The 17,717-nt window shown below is 57.6% G+C and carries 13 protein-coding genes; 4 read left to right on the top strand and 9 right to left on the bottom strand.

Features of this window, described 5'->3' with window-relative positions; all coding sequences use genetic code 11:
• Positions 1 to 3: 3 nt before the first annotated feature.
• The 7 genes from M2400_RS09925 to M2400_RS09895 all read right to left on the bottom strand — a co-directional run bounded on the left by M2400_RS09925 (position 4) and on the right by M2400_RS09895 (position 12,064).
• Complete coding sequence (locus tag M2400_RS09925; protein ID WP_259195867.1) at positions 4 to 1,602, bottom strand: ABC transporter substrate-binding protein; 1,599 nt, start codon at positions 1,600 to 1,602, stop codon at positions 4 to 6.
• A gap of 81 nt (positions 1,603 to 1,683) precedes the next feature.
• A complete protein-coding gene (locus M2400_RS09920) occupies positions 1,684 to 3,081 on the bottom strand; it encodes an OprD family porin (RefSeq protein ID WP_177113445.1) in 1,398 nt (465 codons plus the stop codon).
• A 171-nt stretch (positions 3,082 to 3,252) separates the two neighbouring features.
• On the bottom strand, positions 3,253 to 4,797 hold the full coding sequence (locus tag M2400_RS09915; RefSeq protein WP_405046170.1) for an ABC transporter substrate-binding protein: 1,545 nt from the start codon (positions 4,795 to 4,797) through the stop codon (positions 3,253 to 3,255).
• Positions 4,798 to 5,159: 362 nt separating this feature from the next.
• Entirely contained in the window at positions 5,160 to 6,788 is a 1,629-nt protein-coding gene (locus M2400_RS09910) for an ABC transporter substrate-binding protein (RefSeq protein ID WP_177077925.1), read from the bottom strand.
• A gap of 258 nt (positions 6,789 to 7,046) precedes the next feature.
• Entirely contained in the window at positions 7,047 to 8,648 is a 1,602-nt protein-coding gene (locus M2400_RS09905) for an ABC transporter substrate-binding protein (RefSeq protein ID WP_259195865.1), read from the bottom strand.
• Positions 8,649 to 8,774: 126 nt separating this feature from the next.
• Positions 8,775 to 11,018 carry a hypothetical protein gene (locus M2400_RS09900; RefSeq protein ID WP_259195864.1) on the bottom strand — a complete coding sequence of 748 codons (2,244 nt, stop codon included), beginning with the start codon at positions 11,016 to 11,018 and terminating at the stop codon, positions 8,775 to 8,777.
• A gap of 335 nt (positions 11,019 to 11,353) precedes the next feature.
• Entirely contained in the window at positions 11,354 to 12,064 is a 711-nt protein-coding gene (locus M2400_RS09895; protein WP_177043418.1) for an SIMPL domain-containing protein, read from the bottom strand.
• 206 nt (positions 12,065 to 12,270) lie between these two features.
• Here M2400_RS09895 and M2400_RS09890 point away from each other — a divergent pair, with 206 nt between their 5' ends.
• The 3 genes from M2400_RS09890 (at position 12,271) to M2400_RS09880 (ending at position 15,907) form a co-directional block, all read left to right on the top strand.
• A complete protein-coding gene (locus M2400_RS09890; RefSeq protein WP_177043419.1) occupies positions 12,271 to 13,533 on the top strand; it encodes an ATP-binding protein in 1,263 nt (420 codons plus the stop codon).
• Complete coding sequence (locus M2400_RS09885; protein ID WP_003216016.1) at positions 13,526 to 14,086, top strand: response regulator transcription factor; 561 nt, start codon at positions 13,526 to 13,528, stop codon at positions 14,084 to 14,086. The genes M2400_RS09890 and M2400_RS09885 overlap by 8 nt, the downstream gene beginning before the upstream one ends.
• 99 nt (positions 14,087 to 14,185) lie before the next feature.
• Positions 14,186 to 15,907, top strand: coding sequence for an ABC transporter ATP-binding protein/permease (locus M2400_RS09880; protein WP_177077921.1), 1,722 nt, complete (start codon positions 14,186 to 14,188; stop codon positions 15,905 to 15,907).
• A 46-nt stretch (positions 15,908 to 15,953) separates the two neighbouring features.
• Here the strand turns inward: M2400_RS09880 and M2400_RS09875 are convergent, their stop codons facing one another.
• On the bottom strand, positions 15,954 to 16,304 hold the full coding sequence (locus M2400_RS09875; protein ID WP_177043421.1) for a hypothetical protein: 351 nt from the start codon (positions 16,302 to 16,304) through the stop codon (positions 15,954 to 15,956).
• Between the two features lie 198 nt (positions 16,305 to 16,502).
• Entirely contained in the window at positions 16,503 to 16,940 is a 438-nt protein-coding gene (locus tag M2400_RS09870; protein WP_010170781.1) for a YhcB family protein, read from the bottom strand.
• A 147-nt stretch (positions 16,941 to 17,087) separates the two neighbouring features.
• Here M2400_RS09870 and M2400_RS09865 point away from each other — a divergent pair, with 147 nt between their 5' ends.
• A complete protein-coding gene (locus M2400_RS09865; RefSeq protein WP_026078004.1) occupies positions 17,088 to 17,717 on the top strand; it encodes an alpha/beta hydrolase in 630 nt (209 codons plus the stop codon).

The following is a 17,717-nucleotide window of genomic DNA, read 5'->3' as shown; positions in this document are numbered from 1 at the left end:
TATCTACTTCACCTGGGTGGTGGCGAAGTTATTTGTGGTCAGAGGGCTTTGGGTATAACCCTCGACGTTTTTACGCATGGCGGTGAACATTTTCGGGTAAGCCATGGGAATCCATGGTTGGTCCTTGTCGAAAACGTCCATTGCTTGTTCATAGAGTGCAGCGCGCTGGGTGGGTTCAGCGATGGCGCGCGCCTTGTCGATCAAGTCTTGAAACTCTTTGTTACACCAGCGGGCGTAGTTTTCGCCGTTTTTCGCTGCATCGCAACTCAAGTTCGGCGTGAGGAAGTTATCCGGGTCCCCGTTATCCCCCGCCCAGCCGGCGGAGACCATGTCATGTTCGCCATTTTTGGCGCGCTTGAGCATTTCGCCCCATTCCATGACCCTGATGTTCACTTTCAGGCCGATTTGCGCCAGGTCCGCCTGCATGCGCTGGGCGCCGAGCATCGGGTTGGGGTTGGTCGGGCCGCCGCCGTTGCGGGTGAACAGGGTGAACTCGGTGCCTTCCGGTACGCCGGCTTCCTTGAGCAGGGCGCGGGCCTTGTCGAGGTCACGCGGCGGGTTCTTCAGCTTGTCGCTGAAACCCAGCAGCGTTGGCGGGTACGGGCCGGTGGCGTCGACCGCGTTGCCTTTGCCGTACAGGGACTCGTTGTAGCCTTTCTTGTCGAACGCGATGTTGATCGCGTGGCGCACCCGCGCGTCGCTCATGTACTTGTGGGTGGTGTTCATGGCGGTGTAGGCGGTGGTCATGGCTGCCAGTTCCGCCACCTTCAGGTTCGGGTCGGCCTTCATGCTCGGCACGTCATCCGGTTTCGGATACAGCGCGATCTGGCATTCGTTGGCCTTGAGCTTTTGCAGGCGCACGTTGTTGTCGGTGGTGATGGCCAGGATCAGCGGATCGGCCGGCGGCTTGCCACGGAAGTAGTCCGGGTTGGCCTTGAAGCGCACTTGGGCGTCTTTGGCGTAGCGGGTGAAGATGAACGGGCCGGTGCCGATTGGCTTGGCGTTCAGGTCATCGGTCTTGCCGGACTTGAGCAACTGGTCGGCGTATTCGGCGGAGTGAATCGAGGAAAACGCCATGGCCAGGTCGGCCAGGAACGGTGCTTCAGGGCGGGTCAGGGTGAAGACCACGGTGTGGTCATCGGTCTTCTCTACGCTCTTGAGCAGTTCCTTGAAGCCCATGCTTTCAAAGTACGGGTAGCCCACGTTGGACTTGGTGTGCCACGGGTGTTTCGGGTCCAGCTGGCGCTGGAAGCTCCAAAGCACGTCGTCGGCATTCATGTTGCGCGTGGGTTTGAAGTAGTCGGTGGTGTGGAACTTGATGTCGTCACGCAGGTGAAAGGTGTAGGTCAGGCCATCGGCACTGATTTCTGGGAGGTCCTTGGCGAGCGCCGGGATCACTTCGGTGGTGCCGGGCTTGAAGTCCACCAGGCGGTTGAACATGGTTTCAGCCGCAGCGTCAGCGGTGACAGCCGTGGTGTACAGGACCGGATCGAAGCCTTCCGGGCTGGCTTCGGTGCAGACGACCAACGGTTTGGCCGAGATGCCGACAGCGACGCTCAACAGCGCAGCGGCAATGGCAGCTTGTAACGGGAGCATTTTCATCTAAGAGCCCTCTGCAATCGATTGGACCAGACAAGCGTAGGCGGCAGGCTCGTCCTGAGCCCGCCGCCTACCTGGCGCTGATTAAAGAATGTTGAACGGGATGGTGGTTACCAGGCGGAACTCACGCAGGTTGCCGTCAGCCTGGTTGGCGCTGGCACGGTGAGTCACGTAGGTACCACGAATGGTGGTGGCCTTGAGTGCGCCGCTCTGGATCGCGTAAGCCGCGCCTACACCGTATTCCTGGTGTTTCTCGCCGTCCTGGGCCTGAATGCCGTTGTAGGCAAAGCCTGCGCGGCCGCCGTCGCCGGTGTAGTGAGTACCGTCGATACCCCAGCCACGAGCCGAGTAGACGTTGAACTTCAGGCCTGGCACGCCGTATTCGGCCATGTTGATGCCGTAGGCAATCTGGAAGGACTTCTCGTTCGGACCGTTAAAGTCGGACGTCAGGGAGTTGGCCAGGTAGATACCGTTGGTTTCGTGCAGGTAGTCGAAGTACTCGTCGCCGTTCACGGCCTGGTACGAGAAGGTCAGGCTGTGAGCCTGGTGGGTCAGGCCGAACGACAGCGAGTAGGTGTCGTTGTCGATCTTGCCCATCAACTTTTTGCCTTCGTCGACGGTTTTGTAGTAGTTCAGGCCGGTGGTCAGGGACAGGGTCTGGCTGTCACCCAGCTCGTGGGTAGCGCCGAAGTAGTACTGGTTCCAGAAGTCTTCTACGTTAGCGGCGAACAGGCTGGTCTTCAGGCTCTTGAACGGCTGGTAGTTGACGCCCAGGGTGTTGACCTTGTCGGTTTCCTGGCGGCCATTGCCGTATTCAGTGCGGAATTTCGACAGGCTCTGCTCGGTCCGTGGCGAAACGCGGTCAAACACGCCGCCCTGGAACGACAGGTTGCTGAACTCTTCGCTGTTGAAGCTCACACCTTCGAAGCTCGAAGGCAGTGCACGGTTACCGATGGTGTCGATAATGCCGCTGCTGAAGTTCTGGCGACCGGCGGTCAAGGTGGTGTTCGACACACGGAACTTGACGTTGGCCAGGCCCAGTTTGCTCCACTGGTCTACGGCGTCGCCGTCGGAGTCGGCCAGGGTACGGTTAGAGCCGCCCTTGATGTCACGCTTGCTACGGTCCAGGACCACAGCGTTGTAGACGGCCACTTCAGTGCTCACGCCAACGGTGCCTTGGGTGAAGCCCGAGGTAGCGTTGAGGATGGTGCCTTGCACCCAGTTGGTACGGTAATTGTCAGTACGGGCTTCGCCGTGCTTCTGGTAGGTGAACTTGCTGCCACGGAAGCGCTGTTCGTTGGAGAACCAGTTACGGGTTGTACCGCCCAGGCTTGCTCCGTCGATAAAGCCTTTGGCCTCGCTTTGGGCGCTGGTGCCGGCCAGTGTGGTTGGAACGAAGTCCTGGCTTGCAGGTTCAGCGTAGGCGGTAGCCGTGATGCTGCTGATGGCCAGGGCCAGTAGCGCGGTGCTGCTCAGTTTCATGGGTGAAGCTCCTTTGGTTCTCTTTTTAATGCCGGTCTTTTTAGGTGAACCGGCTATTGGGTGTGTAACTCTTTCAAGCCTTTGCAAACGTTTGCCTTGGGCTAAAACCCGAAATAAGGCTGCACGTTTGCAGCAAGGTGAATGCTCACCCTGCGCAATCCGGTTATCTTTTTATGGGTTGATACTGACGCCCGAGAACACGTTGCGGCCGAAGGGGCTCACTTTGAAGCCTTCGACTTTGGCGCTTAACGGCTGGTTGACCGTCGAGTGGGCGACTGGCGTGATCGGCACCTGTGCTTTAAGCAGTTGCTGCGCCTGTTTGTACAGAACAGTCCTTTGTTCGCGGTCGGTCACGACCTTGGCTTGCTTGATCAGCTTGTCGTACGCCGGGTCACACCACATCGAGTAGTTGTTCCCGCCGATGGCGTCGCAGCTGTAGAGGGTGCCCAGCCAGTTGTCCGGGTCACCGTTGTCGCCGGTCCAGCCGATCAGGCTGATGTCGTGCTCGCCATTTTTGGTGCGCTTGATGTACTCGCCCCATTCATAGCTGACGATCTTGACCTTGAGGCCAATCTTCGCCCAATCGCTTTGCAGCATTTCGGCCATCAGCTTGGCGTTGGGGTTGTACGGCCGTTGCACCGGCATCGCCCACAGGGTGATCTCGGTGCCTTCCTTCACGCCGGCAGCCTTGAGCAATTCCTTGGCTTTTTCCGGGTTGTAGGCGGCGTCCTTGATGGTGTCGTCGTAAGACCACTGGGTCGGCGGCATGGCATTGACCGCCAGTTGCCCCGCGCCCTGGTACACGGCGTTGAGAATGCTCTGCTTGTTCACCGCCATGTCCAGGGCCTGGCGCACTTCAAGCTGGTCGAAGGGCTTGTGCCGCACGTTATAGGCGATGTAGCCGAGGTTGAAGCCGGGTTTGGTCAGCAGTTGCAGCTTCGGGTCGGCCTTCAGGGCTTCGACGTCGGCCGGGCGCGGGTGCAGGGTGATCTGGCATTCGCCGGCCTTGAGCTTTTGTACCCGCACCGACGCGTCGGTGTTGATCGCAAAAATCAGCTGGTCGAGCTTCACGCGGCTCGGGTCCCAGTACTGTTTGTTGCCGGTGTAGCGGATCTGCGAGTCTTTCTGGTAACGCTGGAACACGAACGGCCCGGTGCCGATCGGCTTCTGGTTGATGTCGCTGGGCTTGCCGACCTTGAGCAAATGGTCGGCGTATTCAGCCGACAGGATCGAGGCGAAGCTCATGGCGATGTTCTGGATAAACGCGGCGTCGACCGTGTTCAGGGTCATCACCACGGTGTGCGGGTCGGTTTTTTCGACCTTCGCAATGTTCTTGTTCAGGCTCATCCCGTTGAAGTACGGAAACTCGGTGGGGTAGGCCTTGCGGAACGGATGTTCGGGGTCAAGCATGCGATTGAAGGTGAACAGCACGTCGTCGGCGTTGAAATCACGCGTCGGCTTGAAGTCCTTGTTGCTGTGGAATTTCACCCCTTCGCGCAGGTGGAAGGTGTAGGTCAGGCCGTCTTCGGAAATATCCCAACGGGTTGCAAGGCCCGGTACGACATTGGTCGCGCCTTTTTCAAACTCGGCCAAGCGGTTGTAGATAGGCTCGGCGGCGTCGTTATCGGTGGCCGTCGTGTATTGCGCGGTGTCGAAGCCAGCCGGGCTGCCTTCGGAGCAAAACACCAGGCTCTTTTTCTCGGCAGCCTGGCCCATCGAGGCCACAGCCAACAGGCTGGTGCCAAATATCGCGGATAGAACGGTGGTATGGCGCATGACAATCCCGATCCTTGTTTGTTGTTTTCGTCAGTGAGCAATCCCAAGGCCTGGGCCCTGGGACAACACTGATCCCACAACGGCAGTTGCCTTATCAGAGACGATGCTTCTGCCGTGCCACGACGTTATGGGTCGGGAGCCGGGCAGTAAATGCAACGAATCTGACAGACCTTGTAGGCAACGGAGCCGCGATTCGCAGTTAGCTGCCGTAGGACGGCAGCGTGTGCGGATGTGGTCTGTTTCCTACGGTCTTGGCGGATGCAATAACGGCGACGTTTATGAAACGTCGCCGCCAGTGACCCTTACTTGCCGCTTACGCTCACGCCGTAGAAGGAGTTCAAGCCAAATGGGCTGATCTTGAAGTCCTGCACGTTGTTGCGCATGGGTTGATACACCGTCGAGTGCGCGATAGGTGTCATCGGGACTGCATCTTTGAGGATATGTTGCGCCTGCTTGTACAGCTCGGTGCGTTTGGCTACGTCGGAAGTCGCCTTGGCTTCTTTCACGATGCCATCGAATTTCTTGTCGCACCACTTGGAGAAGTTGTTGCCGGCCAGGGAATCGCAGCCGAACAGCACGTTCAGCCAGTTGTCCGGGTCACCATTGTCGCCGCTCCAGCCAATGATCATGGCCTGGTTCTCGCCGCCTTTGGAGCGCTTGATGTACTCGCCCCACTCATAGCTGACGATGTTCACTTTCAGGCCGATCTGTTTCCAGTCGTTCTGCAGCATCTCAGCCATCAGCTTGGCGTTCGGGTTGTACGGACGCTGGACCGGCATCGCCCACAGGGTGATCTCGGTGCCTTCCTTGACGCCGGCTTCCTTGAGCAAAGCCTTGGCCTTGGTCACGTCGAACGGGGCGTCCTTGATGGTGGTGTCGTAGGACCACTGGGTTGGCGGCATGGCGTTGACGGCCAGTTGGCCAGCGCCCTGGTAAACCGAGTCGATGATCTGTTGCTTGTTCACCGACATGTCCAGGGCTTCACGCACCCGGATGTCCGACAGCGGGTTAGGCGCGGTCTGGCCCTTGAGGACCGGCATTACGTTGTAGGCGATGTAGCCCAGGTTGAAACCGGCCTGGTGCGGCAGTTTCAGGTCCTTGTCTTCACCCAGCGCCTTGAGGTCGGCCGGACGCGGGAACAGGGTCACCTGGCATTCGTTTTTCTTCAGCTTCTGGATACGCACCGACGGGTCGGTGGTGATGGCGAAGATCAGGTTGTCGATCTTCACATCTTCAGGTTTCCAGTAATCCTTGTTGCCGGTGTAACGGATGTTGGAGTCTTTCTGGTAGCTCTTGAACACGAACGGACCAGTACCGATTGGCTTCTGGTTGATGTCCTGTGCCTTGCCTTCCTTCAACAGTTGGGCGGCGTATTCAGCCGACTGGATGGAGGCGAAGCTCATTGCCAGGTTCTGGATAAAGGCGGCGTCCACAGTGCCAAGGGTGAACTTGACGGTATGGGCATCGACTTTCTCGATGTTCTTGATGTTGGTGTCCATACCCATGTCCGTGAAGTACGGGAACTCGGTTGGGTAGGCTTTGCGGAACGGATCATCTTTGTTGATCATCCGGTTGAAAGTGAACAGTACGTCGTCAGCCGAAAATTCACGAGTTGGCTTGAAGTACGGGGTGGTGTGGAACTTGACGCCTTCACGAAGGTGGAAGGTGTACGTCAGGCCATCCGGGGAAACGTCCCAGGTGGTGGCCAGCCCAGGAACAACAGCGGTGCCGCCGCGCTCAAACTGGGTCAGACGGTTGAACATGGTTTCGGCCGAAGCATCGAAGTCTGTTCCGGTGGTGTACTGGCCTGGATCAAAACCGGCCGGGCTCCCTTCGGAGCAGAACACCAGGTTGCTCGCCGCTTGGGCGAAAGGTGCAGCAGCCATTAAACCGGCGCTGACTAATAACGGAATGACTGCGTGTTTAAGCATGTTGGCCTCATGATTTGTTGTCATTTTTGGTAGTGAGGGCGACCTCGTGAGTCGACCTGCGGATACTTATGCAGGGCCCATACCCAATGCAAGATGTTGAGAGCCTACAACGGCTAAACAGTGGTACGAACGTACACGAATGTCGCATATGTGTAAGTTCAGACACATTTACGCACTTTTGAGGGTTTTTTTCGGTGCGAGGCGTGCACCAGGAATGCCCAGCCGAGGCGTCTGGCGCACTCGGTTGGGGCGGGGCTGTTACTTATTCAGACTGACGCCATAGAACGGTGTGAGCCCAAATGGACTGATTTTGAAATCCTGCACTTCCTTTCGAAGGGGCTGGAAAACCGTCGAGTTCGCGATAGGCGTTATAGGTACTTGTTCCTTAAGGATTTTTTGTGCCTGTTGATACCACTTGATGCGCTGCTCGCGGTCACTGCTGACCTTGGCCTGTTGCACGAGTTTGTCGTAGGCCGGATTACACCATTTGGCATAGTTGCTGCCCTTCACCGCAGCACAACTGTAGAGCACGCCGAGCCAGTTATCCGGGTCACCGTTGTCGCCGGTCCAGCCGTAAATCATCACGTCATGCTCGCCGGCTTTGGCGCGTTTGATGTATTCGCCCCACTCATAGCTGACGATATTGGCCTTGATGCCGATCTTTTCCCAATCCTGCTGGATCATCTGCGCCGACATTCGGGCATTGGGATTGGACGCGCGTTGAACCGTCATCGCCCACAGATTGATGGTGGTACCTGGTGCAACCCCTGCTTCTTTTAGTAGCGCCCGAGCCTTGGCCGGGTCGTAGGGTGCGTCCTTGATCGTCGGGTCATAAGACCACTGCGCCGGAGGGAGCGCGTTCTGCGCCAATTGTCCGGCGCTCTGGTACACCGCCTTGATGATTGCTGGCTTGTCGATGGCCATGTCCAGGGCCTGGCGTACCTTGAGCTGGTCCAGGGGCGGGTGGGTCACGTTGTAGGCGAGAAAGCCCAGATTGAAGCCGGCTTGTTGGAGCACCCGCAGGTTCGGGTCCTGCTTCATCACTTCAATGTCGGAAGGGCGCGGGTAACCGCTGGCCTGGCACTCGCCGGCCTTGAGCTTTTGCAGGCGCACGGCGGCATCCGGGGTGATCGAGAACACCAGATTGTCGAGCTTCACGTCTTCGGGCTTCCAATACTGTTTATTGGCGCTGTAGCGAATCTGCGAATCCTTCTGGTAACGCTTGAACACAAACGGCCCGGTGCCCACCGGCTTCTGGTTGATGTCGGCGGCCTTGCCTTCCTTGAGCAACTGCGCGGCGTATTCGGCGGACTGCACCGAGGCGAAGCTCATGGCCAGGTTCTGCACGAAAGAAGCGTCGACGTTGTTCAGGTTGAAGCGCACGGTGTGCTCGTCGAGTTTTTCGACGTTCTTGATGGTGGTGTTCAAGCCCATGTCGGTGAAGTACGGCGACTCCGATGGGTAGGCCTTGCGGAACGCGTTCTCGGGGTCGAGCAGGCGCTGGAAGGTGAACAGCACGTCATCGGCGTTGAAGTCGCGGGTCGGGGTGAAATAGTCGGTGGTGTGGAACTTGACGCCATCGCGCAGGTGGAAGGTGTAGGTCAGGCCGTCTTTGGACACGTCCCAACTGGTTGCCAGGCCCGGTTCGACTTCGGTGCCGCCGCGCTTGAACTGGGTCAGGCGGTTGAACACGGTTTCGGCGGAGGCATCAAAATCGGTGCCGCTGGTGTACTGGCTGGGATCGAAACCGGCGGGACTGGCTTCGGAGCAGTAGACCAGGGTGCTGGCCGCCTGGGCCATCGGCATAAATGCCAGCAGGCCGGCAGCGAGGAGGAGCGGTTTAAAGGCGATTCTTTCCATGGAGACCCCTGAGATGGCAGCTGAAGGCTGCCCAAACGAAAACGGCGGTCACCGAGGTTACCGCCGTTCAGGATTGTCAGGTAGGGGTCACTGAAGGGTCTACTTGGCCCGGTCGGCGTTCCTGGGCTACAGGCTGTTAGTACCCGGTGCGAATACGACGGGTTTGTAGCTGAATTTCCACCACTTGAACGGGTTCTGGAAAATCGAATAAGGGTTGTTTTTTTCCGGTTTGAATTCCTTATTTTCGATACTGTTGTTGTTTATGGCATCAGGGTTGTCCACCGGGTTTTCGCCGCTCTTATAGATAACGTTAGAGTCGCCTGTAATCTCTTCGGCGGAGTACCTGGCAATGATCTCTCCTGTATAGCCTTTAACAGGACGGTCGGTGAGCCGTTGAAATTCGGCGGCGAAAGAGTTTTCGCCGAGCTTTCCTGAGTAACAACTCAAAATTCGAATGTTGTCATAGTGTGAAACGATGACGCCGTTACGCTTTAGCGTGTTGTATAGCCCTTGCGGGGTGTGTTTTTTGCCGTTGTAGAAGATGTGCGTACCATCGCCGTGGGCAATGATGTTGAGTCGATGTTGGGTACCTTTTTTGTTCATGTCGGCAAAGGTGTAAAGGTTATCTTCGACTTTATTCAGGTTGTCTTTGGTCCCTGTGAGTGTGACCAGATTGCCATCCTTCGACACGGTTTCGGTGATGGGGGCCACTGGCGCCAGGGACGTTGGCTCCTTCTGCACTCGTACCAACTCAAAATCATTTGTCTTTGAATTGTATTCCCAGCTGTAATCTTTGGCCTTCAGGGCGTTAACGTTCGCCGGTACATCACCCGATCCGGACTCTGCCGCATAGGGCGCAAGTTCGTGCAGTAATTGCAGGCCCGATATTACTGCGGCAGCAGACCCGCCAATGCGATCGTCGGCTGTCATGCCATAAGTGGAGTCATGGACGCCGAAATAAATATTGCCCGCGTTGCCAAGGATGGGCACGTAACCAAAGGTGCGCCCCCACAATTCTTTCGCGTCCTTCCAGATTTGCTGCGAGGAACCAAACACTTCGGTCTGGTCGGACCACACCGCATTTTTGGCGTTCACCTCCTGGTATTTTGCCGCAATACTGGAGTCGAGGTTGCCGTACTTCAACCGATATTCGCTACCCCGTGATTCGGTATAGTTAAATGTCTCCCACACCGGTACTGCTTTATCTTTTAGGAGGCTGGAGTATCCCGGGTAGCTGGCATGATTGCCTGCGATCAAGTTGTCGAGCACATCCCCCGCCTTTGGCCAATGAGCATCTTTACCTCCTTGCCTATCGCTGGCATTGAAGCTACGCAGCAAATCATTTCGATTGCTTTTAGTCCAGTTGGAAAAATCTTCATCTCCCCTGATTTCATGGACGGCGCCGTTCTTCAAATCGATCATCAGGCCCTTATTGGGTCTATGATCATAATTGCCGTCATAGGGGGTATAAGGGATAAATGCATACCCCGCCAGTGGAAAGCCATATATGTTGGGGATAATGACTTGTCCATTATTTTCCAATGTACGATTAACCGCCTCTTGGCCTTCAGTGCTTAATTTTTTAAAACTTTCCTTGTTATTGGCCAGGCTTTGCAAGGTTCCCCGTGTTATATAGTTATCTGCTTTTCCTGAGCGCTTCGTAATTTCTCCCGACTCATCCCGCATCGGCTTGGCTATTTCGTCTTCCCAGTAATTTTGGAGTTTCTTGCCAAGTGACTCCAGATCGTTAATCTTACTCTGATCTTTAGGCGCGATTTCCATCTGATGGAAATTGAGCAGACCGCCTCCTGGTGGCTTATCGTGCTTAAGGGCACCCGCTGCAATTTCCCATGCAAAGTAGGTGCGTGTGTCGGTATCGGTCAGGTGTTCCGGTTTCCATTTCCCTACGTAGGAGTTGAACGTTACCGTGATTTTTTCATTCGGGTCATACCCGGCTGCCAACAAGCCAGCACTGAAATATCCAGAGGGCTCCATGAATAAACGCACATTCTGGAACTTAACGTTTCTTTCGCCTTCGCTGCCACTTTCTATATTTCCGATTTGCGCCTTTACACGGTTGGCATAGGCGTCAACAAGCTGTTCCCGTTCCAGCAGAGAAAGCCCGGCTATAGGCGCAGAAGCGCTGCCCGATCCATAAATTGTTGTTTTGTAGGTATTGGATTCGAATGTGGAAGATGCAACCTCGTCAGAGCTGGTCTGTGATGTATTGTTTTCTAGGCTATATGTTTCACTATTGCTCAACGGTTGTGGGACTTTCTGTTCCTGTGACTCGGTGCGTTCTTCCTGGGTAGATCCGGGAATTGGTGCTGTTGGGTAACGGACAATACTATACTGAGTCGATGTTGTCATTTTATGTTACCTGGCAGGGTGCGGGAAGCATATTTATGGCGCTGCGCCGTTGGATGAGCGACCACTTTCATTGGTGTAACCTTAAATGGCGTACGTGGTGAAGCGACATTGTTCTATCCACTTATGTGGATGGATATGCAGGAAGAGTTCCGAGTCATAAGTAAGTAAATATCATTTACGTATCAGGTTTTTTTACATGTTGGGTATTTTGCAGTCAACGATATAAGACGTGGACCATATTCAACGGCGCGCATATTGCCCGCTTGGTCGGAACTTCTGGATAAAAAAAGGCGCGAGCCCTATAGGGTCGCGCCATTCTTTTATCTTGAATAAGTTTATTGCTGGACTTCAATCACTCCGTCGGCACTCATGCTCACCTGGCTGGTGCCGGCTTCGACTTCCGGCGTCGGCGCCGAATCCATCGCAGCGGCTTTCATCATCATCCCGCCGCGGGCGTAGGGCTGTGGGTAACCATTGGTGTTGAAGTTCAGGTTGACGATTTTGTAGCCCTTGCCGCCCAGCGCGTCGGTGGCCAGTTGCGCACGGGCCTTGAACGCGGTGACTGCTTCTTTAAGCAAGGCATCTTCGCTGGCCTTGCGGGTCGGGTTGGCGATGGCGAAGTCCATGCTGTCCATTTTCAGGTTGGTCAGCATGTCGCCGGTGAGCTTGGACAGCGCGGCAAAGTCGGCGCTTTCCATGCGCAGCTCGGCGCGTTCACGCCAGCCGGTGATCTTCTGGTTCTTGTTGTCGTAGATCGGGTAGCTGTTGCGGCTGCCCTGGCGCAAGGTCACGCCTTTGACTTCACGGGCCTGAGCCAGCGCCTTGTTCATGGTGGTGGTGATTTCGGCGGCCAGCTTGGCCGGGTCGGAGTTCTGCGACTCGGTGTAAAGAGTGACGATCATCTGGTCGCGCGCCACTTCCTGGCTGACTTCGGCACGCAGGGAAATCTGGTTGTAATGCAGTTCATCAGCGGCCATGGCAGGCAGGCTGGCGAGGGTGGCGGCGCCGAGGGCGAGGGTGGCTGCACTGCGAATGAAACGTGACATGTAAGCTCCTTGAGATGTTCGTGTTCGGTAAGACTGTAGACGCAAGGTTTCAGTTCTTCGGGTTTACACATTCGCAACAAGTTACTCAATGCCGACGAACGGTCATGTTCCTGACCCCTGCGTCAAAGAGCCACACACGCCGTGCCAGCGCTGTCGCTTCGTTTATACTCCGTGCGATCCGCCTGCAGCGCTCATCGGGAGAGCTCATGCTCGCCGCCGTAAAACTGACTTCCGCCACCCGCCAGAACCTCTGGCGCCTGACGTTCATCCGCACCTTGGTGCTGGCCGCACAGGCCGGTTCGGTGGGGCTTGCCTATTGGTTCAAGCTGCTGCCGCTGCCTTGGTTGCAGTTGGCCGTGACCCTCGGCTTCTCGACCGTCTTGTGCGTGTTTACCGCCATCCGGCTGCGCACCACGTGGCCGGTGACCGAGTTGGAATACGCCCTGCAACTGGCCTGCGACCTGTTTATCCACAGTGTGTTGCTGTACTTCTCCGGTGGTTCCACCAACCCGTTTGTTTCTTATTACCTGGTGCCACTGACTATCGCTGCGGTGACCTTGCCATGGCGTTACTCGGTGGTGCTGTCGGGCATCGCCCTGGCCCTGTACACCCTGCTGCTCGCCCAGTTCTACCCGTTGCAGACCTTCCCCATCGCCCGGGAAAATCTGCAGATCTACGGCATGTGGCTGAGTTTTGCCCTGTCGGCGGCGGTCATCACCTTCTTTGCCGCACGAATGGCGGAAGAGCTGCGCCGCCAGGAAGAACTGCGCGCCATTCGCCGTGAAGAGGGCCTGCGGGACCAGCAACTGCTGGCCGTCGCCACCCAGGCTGCCGGCGCGGCCCATGAGTTGGGGACGCCGCTGGCGACCATGAGCGTACTGCTCAAGGAAATGACCCAGGACCATCACGACCCGGCCCTGCAAGACGACCTCAGCGTGCTGCAGGAACAGGTCAAGCAGTGCAAGTTGACGTTGCAGCAATTGGTGCGCGCCGCTGAAGCCAATCGTCGCCTCGCCGTGGAGATGCAAGACGTCACCCAGTGGCTGGACGAAGCCCTGAACCGCTGGCACCTGATGCGTCCCGAAGCCAGCTACCGTTTCCACCTGCTGGGCCAGGGCACAGTGCCGCGCATGGCGCCGCCGCCGGACCTGACCCAGGCGCTGCTGAACCTGCTGAACAACGCCGCAGATGCCTGCCCGGAGGGGCTGGAAGTGACCCTGAACTGGGACGCCGAAGACCTCACCATCAGCATTCGCGACCATGGCGCCGGTGTGCCGCTGGCGATTGCCGAGCAGATCGGCAAGCCATTCTTTACCACCAAAGGCAAAGGCTTCGGCCTGGGCCTGTTTTTGAGCAAGGCCAGCGTGACTCGCGCGGGCGGCTCAGTGAAACTCTATAGTCATGAGGAAGGCGGCACGCTCACCGAGCTGCGCCTGCCCCGTGTCGCACGAGGAGACATCGATGAGTGACGAGATCCAAGTCGAAGGCGAAGAACTGCCGCACCTGTTGCTGGTAGATGACGACGCCACCTTTACCCGCGTGATGGCCCGCGCCATGAGCCGTCGTGGCTTTCGCGTGAGTACCGCAGGTTCCGCCGAAGAAGGCTTGGCCATCGCCACGGCCGACCTGCCGGAATACGCCGCCCTGGACCTGAAAATGGACGGCGACTCCGGCCTGGTGCTGCTGCCCAAGCTGCTGGAGCTGGACCCGGAAATGCGCGTGGTGATCCTCACCGGCTATTCCAGCATTGCCACTGCTGTCGAGGCGATCAAGCGCGGCGCCTGCAACTACCTGTGCAAGCCTGCAGACGCCGACGACGTGCTGGCCGCCTTGCTCTCCGAGCACGCCGACCTCGACACCCTGGTGCCGGAAAACCCGATGTCGGTGGACCGCCTGCAGTGGGAACACATCCAGCGGGTGTTGACCGAGCACGAAGGCAATATCTCCGCCACTGCCCGCGCCCTGGGCATGCATCGCCGGACGTTGCAGCGCAAGCTGCAGAAGCGCCCGGTTCGACGTTGAACGGCGACTGAACAATCTGCTTCAGGCTGCACGGAGCCCCGGATCGATCGGCTATGATCGGTCCGACGCCTGTTCTTTATTTCCTACCGAGCCTGAACAATGAATCAGAACGCTGAGTATTCCGCGGTCAATGACGCGGTGCGTGGGCAATTTTTAAGGAAAGTCTGGGCGCTGATCACCCCTTACTGGCGCAGTGAGGAGAAGGGCAAGGCCTGGCTGTTGCTGCTGGTGGTGCTGGGGCTGTCGCTGTTCAGCGTGGCCGTGTCGGTGTGGTTCAACAGCTGGAACCGCGACTTCTATAACGCCCTGGAGAAGAAGGACTACGACGCCTTCACCCACTTGCTGATGTATTTCAGCGTGATCGCGGTGGTGGCGATCGTCACCGGGGTGTTCACCTCCTATCTGCAGCAGATGCTCACCATCCGCTGGCGGCGCTGGCTGACCGAAACCTACTTCGCCAAGTGGCTGAGCCAGAAGAACTACTACCACCTGGAATACGGCGGCTATACCGATAACCCGGACCAACGTATCTCCGAAGACCTCAACGCCTTCACCAGCAGCACCCTCAGCCTGGGCCTGGGTTTCATCAGTAACCTGGTGAGCCTGGTGTCGTTCTCGGTGATTTTGTGGGGCGTGTCCGGCAGCATCGAAGTGTGGGGCATCACCATTCCCGGCTACATGTTCTGGGCGGCGCTGGTGTATGCCGTGCTCGGCAGCTGGTTGACCCACTTGATTGGTCGAAAACTGATCGGCTTGAGCAACCGCCAACAACGGTTTGAGGCCGACTTGCGTTTCAGCCTGGTGCGGGTGCGCGAGAACGCCGAAAGCATCGCGCTGTTCAATGGCGAGCCGAATGAACACCAGCAGCTGAGCGCACGTTTCGGGCGGGTGTGGAGCAACTTCTGGAGCATCATGCAGCTCAAGAAGCGCCTGAATTTCTTCACCAGCGGTTACTCGCAGATTGCGATCATCTTTCCGTTTGTGGTGGCCGCGCCGCGCTACTTTTCCGGGCAGATAGAGCTGGGTGTGCTGATGCAGGTGGCCAGTGCGTTTGGCAGCGTGCAGGGCAGCCTGAGCTGGTTTGTCGATGCGTACACCGTGTTGGCCAGCTGGCGCGCTACCTGCGATCGTCTGCTGAGCTTTGGCGAGGCGATGGAAGAAAACGAAGGCCGCAACATGGGCATTGAGTTGCAGCGTCAGGGCGGCAATTTGCAGATGAACAACCTCAGCCTTGATCTGGCTGATGGTCGTCACCTGCTCGACGGCGCCAACCTGAGCGTTGCCGAGGGCGAACGCCTGATGCTCAGCGGCCGTTCCGGCAGCGGCAAATCAACCTTGCTGCGGGCCATGGGCAATCTGTGGCCGAACGGCCACGGCAACATCCGTCTGCCGGCCGAGCGTTACCTGTTCCTGCCGCAGAAGCCGTACCTGCCGATCGGCACCTTGCGCGGCGTGTTGAGTTATCCACAGGAGGAGGGCGCCTACCCGGCGGAACGTTATGCACAGGTGCTGGAAACCTGCCGCCTGGCACACCTGACTCCAAGGTTGGATGAAGCCAACCACTGGCAGCGCATGTTGTCACCGGGTGAGCAGCAACGCCTGGCCTTTGCCCGCGCGTTGTTGTTTGAACCGCAATGGCTGTATATGGATGAAGCCACGTCGGCGATGGACGAAGAGGACGAGGCGGCGCTGTATCAGGCGTTGATCGATGAGTTGCCGGGCTTGAGCATCGTCAGCGTCGGCCACCGCAGCAGCCTCAAGCGTTTCCATGGGCGGCATGTGCGGATCGAGAACGGGCAGTTGCTCGAACAAAGCGTTTAGGGATGACCGCGGGGTTTGGCGCACATCGCTAACCCCGCGTAGGCGTTCAGGAGGTGATTGAGAACTCTAGGGGGACGGACGACTGCCCGTGCGCCGTAAAGGAAACAACCCCTGTTCCTTTACTGAACGTACCTGAAAACGGGGTCTTCGATGTCTGGAAGGTTTCACTGTTGTCCTGTCCAGCGATGACTTGGCCGCTCCACAGTTGTGGTGGAGAAAACCTGTCATGCGTGACCAGTATTTGCGTGTCTATGCGATCGCCTTTTTTCAGGCCGGGAAAGGCGATGGTGAGATGAAAAAACTCCTTCAGGCTGGCCGTCAGCAGCGTGCCGTCTTTCACATCAGTGCTGGTGGGGGCTGGCCAGGTATGACGGTTTTTCAGCGGGATGATTTGCATGTGTCCGTTCCTTTGATGAAGTCCTCGTCCCGGAGTGCTGTGCTTGCAAGCACCCAGGTAGCGGATTCATTAGGGCCAATCCCGGCGCGGTTGCCTACTGTTAGAAATAACAGTGTCGATAAGCGGTCGGCTGGCGCTGACAAAAAAGCCCGGCTGATCATCGATCAGCCGGGCTTTTTCATGTCGCTTGAAAGCGTATTACTTTTTCAAGCCGTAATGCTCATCCAGCATCCCCGGGGCGTTTGGCGTTTTTGGCGCGTAGTCCCGTGGCGGTTCCTGATTTTCCCGGGGTGGGGTCAGGCGTTCCCGTGGCGCTTGCGGTGCATCGGAATGCAGCGCGGCCAGCAGGCGCTGGCGGGTGATGTCGTCCAGGGCCAGGCGGTTGGCACCCTCGGCGAGATGATCCTGTACTTCCTGGTAGCTCTGAGTGAGCTTTTTCACCAGGGTCGCGGTGCTGTTGAAGTGGGTAACAACCTCGTTCTGATAACTGTCAAAACGTTCCTGAATGTCATCCAGCTGACGCTGCGTGCGGTTAGGCGCGGCATTCGGCAGCAGGCGGGCAACCAGGAATCCAATGGCGACACCGGCAACCAAGGCGAGAGTCGGCAACAACCAAACTAAGAGCGAGTGTTCCACGAGTCCTTCCTCTATAAACGGCTTTGCTTTACGTTAACGGCTCGGACCTGCGCTGTATACCGCGATTAAGCTCGCAATGATGCCATGCACAGACTTTTAGCTAGACGAGTCGACCCCTTGAGAGGTCACGGAGTTCCTTCCTTGCTGATGCGTGAAACCCCTGTTTTGATCGATGGCCCGGTAGGCCAACTGGAAGCCCTGTATCTGGATCACCCCGAGCCACGTGGCCTGGCGCTGATCTGCCACCCTAACCCGGTGCAGGGCGGCACCATGCTCAACAAAGTTGTATCGACCCTGCAACGCACCGCCCGCGATGCCGGCTTGATCACATTGCGATTCAATTATCGCGGTGTCGGCGCCAGCGCCGGTACGCACGATATGGGCACCGGTGAAGTCGACGACGCCGAAGCGGCCGCCACCTGGCTGCGTGAAAAACACCCCGATCTGCCGATTACCCTGCTGGGGTTTTCCTTCGGCGGATTTGTGGCGGCCACCCTCGGCGGCCGCCTGGAAGCCAAGGGCGAGAAACTTGCACACCTGTTCATGGTGGCCGCGGCCGTGATGCGCCTGCGGGATAACGATGTGCTACCACAAGGCTGCCCATTGACCGTGATCCAGCCGGAAACCGACGAAGTGGTCGACCCGCAACTGGTCTACGACTGGTCCGCCGCCCTGAATCGCCCCCATGAGCTTCTGAAAGTGGCAGAATGCGGACACTTTTTTCATGGCAAGCTGACCGATCTCAAGGATCTTGTGCTGCCACGTCTTTCGAATTGA

Source organism: Pseudomonas sp. BIGb0558 (assembly GCF_024807515.1).
In the GTDB taxonomy this organism is placed as follows: Bacteria; Pseudomonadota; Gammaproteobacteria; order Pseudomonadales; family Pseudomonadaceae; genus Aquipseudomonas; species Aquipseudomonas yamanorum_A.
The sequence above is the reverse complement of the archived record's forward strand: the minus strand, read 5'-3'. Positions and strand labels throughout refer to the sequence as shown.

Bases quoted from the DNA above. Each gene is read 5' to 3' on its own strand.
- M2400_RS09925 (WP_259195867.1), bottom strand. From the start codon at position 1,602: ATGAAAATGCTCCCGTTACAAGCTGCCATTGCCGCTGCGCTGTTGAGC.
- M2400_RS09920 (WP_177113445.1), bottom strand. From the start codon at position 3,081: ATGAAACTGAGCAGCACCGCGCTACTGGCCCTGGCCATCAGCAGCATC.
- M2400_RS09915 (WP_405046170.1), bottom strand. From the start codon at position 4,797: ATGGGCCAGGCTGCCGAGAAAAAGAGCCTGGTGTTTTGCTCCGAAGGC.
- M2400_RS09910 (WP_177077925.1), bottom strand. From the start codon at position 6,788: ATGCTTAAACACGCAGTCATTCCGTTATTAGTCAGCGCCGGTTTAATG.
- M2400_RS09905 (WP_259195865.1), bottom strand. From the start codon at position 8,648: ATGGAAAGAATCGCCTTTAAACCGCTCCTCCTCGCTGCCGGCCTGCTG.
- M2400_RS09900 (WP_259195864.1), bottom strand. From the start codon at position 11,018: ATGACAACATCGACTCAGTATAGTATTGTCCGTTACCCAACAGCACCA.
- M2400_RS09895 (WP_177043418.1), bottom strand. From the start codon at position 12,064: ATGTCACGTTTCATTCGCAGTGCAGCCACCCTCGCCCTCGGCGCCGCC.
- M2400_RS09890 (WP_177043419.1), top strand. From the start codon at position 12,271: ATGCTCGCCGCCGTAAAACTGACTTCCGCCACCCGCCAGAACCTCTGG.
- M2400_RS09885 (WP_003216016.1), top strand. From the start codon at position 13,526: ATGAGTGACGAGATCCAAGTCGAAGGCGAAGAACTGCCGCACCTGTTG.
- M2400_RS09880 (WP_177077921.1), top strand. From the start codon at position 14,186: ATGAATCAGAACGCTGAGTATTCCGCGGTCAATGACGCGGTGCGTGGG.
- M2400_RS09875 (WP_177043421.1), bottom strand. From the start codon at position 16,304: ATGCAAATCATCCCGCTGAAAAACCGTCATACCTGGCCAGCCCCCACC.
- M2400_RS09865 (WP_026078004.1), top strand. From the start codon at position 17,088: ATGCGTGAAACCCCTGTTTTGATCGATGGCCCGGTAGGCCAACTGGAA.